6 protein-coding genes are annotated in these 1,909 nt (G+C 33.2%); 4 read left to right on the forward strand and 2 right to left on the reverse strand.

The features are described from left to right. Positions 1-75 precede the first annotated feature (75 nt). Positions 76-294 (forward strand): Thoeris anti-defense Tad2 family protein, encoded by a 219-nt coding sequence (locus HMPREF2846_RS09535; protein ID WP_070626518.1) that lies wholly within the window; start codon positions 76-78, stop codon positions 292-294. On the opposite strand, the gene HMPREF2846_RS09540 is transcribed toward HMPREF2846_RS09535, so the two are convergent. Further along, positions 295-630 (reverse strand): hypothetical protein, encoded by a 336-nt coding sequence (locus HMPREF2846_RS09540; RefSeq protein WP_070626519.1) that lies wholly within the window; start codon positions 628-630, stop codon positions 295-297. Between the two features lie 70 nt (positions 631-700). Here HMPREF2846_RS09540 and HMPREF2846_RS09545 point away from each other — a divergent pair, with 70 nt between their 5' ends. Continuing rightward, positions 701-934, forward strand: a complete 234-nt coding sequence (locus HMPREF2846_RS09545; RefSeq protein ID WP_070626520.1) for a hypothetical protein — start codon at positions 701-703, stop codon at positions 932-934. Here HMPREF2846_RS09545 and HMPREF2846_RS14775 read toward each other — a convergent pair. Further along, the gene (locus HMPREF2846_RS14775; protein WP_256274653.1) at positions 924-1,046 is read right to left on the reverse strand and encodes a hypothetical protein; all 123 of its coding nucleotides are present in this window, start codon (positions 1,044-1,046) and stop codon (positions 924-926) included. The genes HMPREF2846_RS09545 and HMPREF2846_RS14775 overlap by 11 nt on opposite strands. Positions 1,047-1,157: 111 nt before the next feature. Here HMPREF2846_RS14775 and HMPREF2846_RS14225 point away from each other — a divergent pair, with 111 nt between their 5' ends. Both HMPREF2846_RS14225 and HMPREF2846_RS09555 read left to right on the forward strand, forming a co-directional pair. Next, positions 1,158-1,373 (forward strand): hypothetical protein, encoded by a 216-nt coding sequence (locus HMPREF2846_RS14225; protein WP_141751878.1) that lies wholly within the window; start codon positions 1,158-1,160, stop codon positions 1,371-1,373. A gap of 11 nt (positions 1,374-1,384) precedes the next feature. Next, complete coding sequence (locus tag HMPREF2846_RS09555; protein ID WP_070626522.1) at positions 1,385-1,627, forward strand: hypothetical protein; 243 nt, start codon at positions 1,385-1,387, stop codon at positions 1,625-1,627. Positions 1,628-1,909: the final 282 nt, after the last annotated feature.

The raw sequence follows: 1,909 nt of genomic DNA on the forward strand, positions 1-1,909 counted from the left end.
TATACGCTGAAAGGTTTTTAAGAAACGCGTAACACCCTACCTACAATCTAGCGGAATTAAAGGAGGTGGAACAAAGTGAACATTCAAGAAGCAACAAAGTTAGCTATGGAAAAAGGTAAAGCGATTTATAGAAAAGATTTAAAAAATGAAGGTTTAAGAGGAAACATATTACCCACAAATGACCCGTACCACGGCATGTTGTACACCATCCCAGATAAGAAGTCCTATAAGCAAAGATGGCAACCATTGGCAGAGGACTTAATATCTGATGAATGGCATGTTGTAGGAGAATAATCAAGCTCCCGTTAGTTTTTTTAAGTCTATTAAAGTGTTAATGAATTTTTTAGCATTATTTTTATATAAATTTTCCATTTCGATGATTGCTTTTGGATTGATTATTAGTTCGGAGAACCCACCATCGCCATATCCGAGTGTAACGTATTCATTTGAAGAAAGCTCTTTTGTATAGATTAAAAAATCATCGAAGTTAAAGCCTAAAAAATAATTATGATGTACTTGTTCATCGTCATAAAAATAACGGGCCATTTTTTCAGGATATCCTTCATCTAAACGGTCTTTATATATCTTATAAAAATGATGCAAAACAAAATTTGCTTCGTTTGTAAGCATAATATCACCTCCTTAGGTGATTATACCAAAACCCACAATCAATAGAACGAATTAAAGGAGGTGAAACGAAATGAGCAAACTCAAAGCAATTAAAATAGCACTCTTAATAGCAACTACTGCAATAGTCGCTAAAAAGGTGCTAGATAAAAACAGACCTAAAGTAGTTCATCAATTAAATATCAACAATAAAGACCTAGAAATCAAACAATTAAAAATCAACAAAGCTATCCGTGAACTCGAAAAATCTCGAGAAACTATTGAAGAGTTAATTGATGAAGGTATTACATTCGAGACTACTTTCTAATGAAATCGAGTTTACATCTTGGGCATTTATTGTGCTTTTTCTTAGTAGTGATTTTCATACGTTTACCACAATTAGGACAAGATGTCTCGATTGTCACATGATCTTTAGCCATAATCCTCACCTCCTTCCACTAGGAGATAACAACATTATACACGAAAGGGCTTTTCACAATGATAAACAAAATAAAAAACTCATTACCAAATTAACAAGAAAACATTTATTAGTGATCAAAGTAGAGAATGTCAACGCACCACCAGTAATCATTTATAAAGGTAAAAAGATTCAAACAATAAGCGAAGTTGATTTTAGCTGGGATAGTATCGATGGTTATTTAGATTGCGGCCATGATTTTTTAGTTAAATGCTTAGTTGAAAATGAAGACAAGTTACCAGTAATTGAGAGAACTGGGTTTACAAGTCCAAGCAGAGAACAATTTTAGGAGGAAACTAAATGTTTAAAAGAAAAAAATCGATTCATGAGAATCAAAGAGTTATGTACATTTCCACAAATTTAGATGAGTTAAAAAAACACCTTAATGATATTGAGAGCTTAGTAGCACAGACTAAAAATCAGTTGGATGAACTGAACGAAGCTAAAATTCATTGTGTTTCAACTATTAAAAAAATAGAACACAAAATCAGAACAATTAATAACTTTAGATTGCATACAAAAATAAAAGAAACAGATGAATAAGGAGGAAATAAACCATGTCAGAAAAAACACAAAAACAACCTAGCGCGGAACTATGCCAATACTGGCTTGAGTTTATGTGGAAGCATGGAGCCATTCAAAAAACGTACGAACAGGAGATGGAAAAATGCAAAAATCATTCTGGATCGCATACGCATTCTGCTTTGCAAGCACATCCGTCCTGACACTTATCACACAAGATTTCATCATATCAGCAGCGTGGTCATTACTTTTATCATTAGCGGTTTATCTGTTCTTCGATGTCTGGTACTTCGAAGAAGATGA

The sequence above is a fragment of the Staphylococcus sp. HMSC056G08 genome (genome assembly GCF_001812305.1).
In the GTDB taxonomy this organism is placed as follows: Bacteria; Bacillota; Bacilli; order Staphylococcales; family Staphylococcaceae; genus Staphylococcus; species Staphylococcus simulans.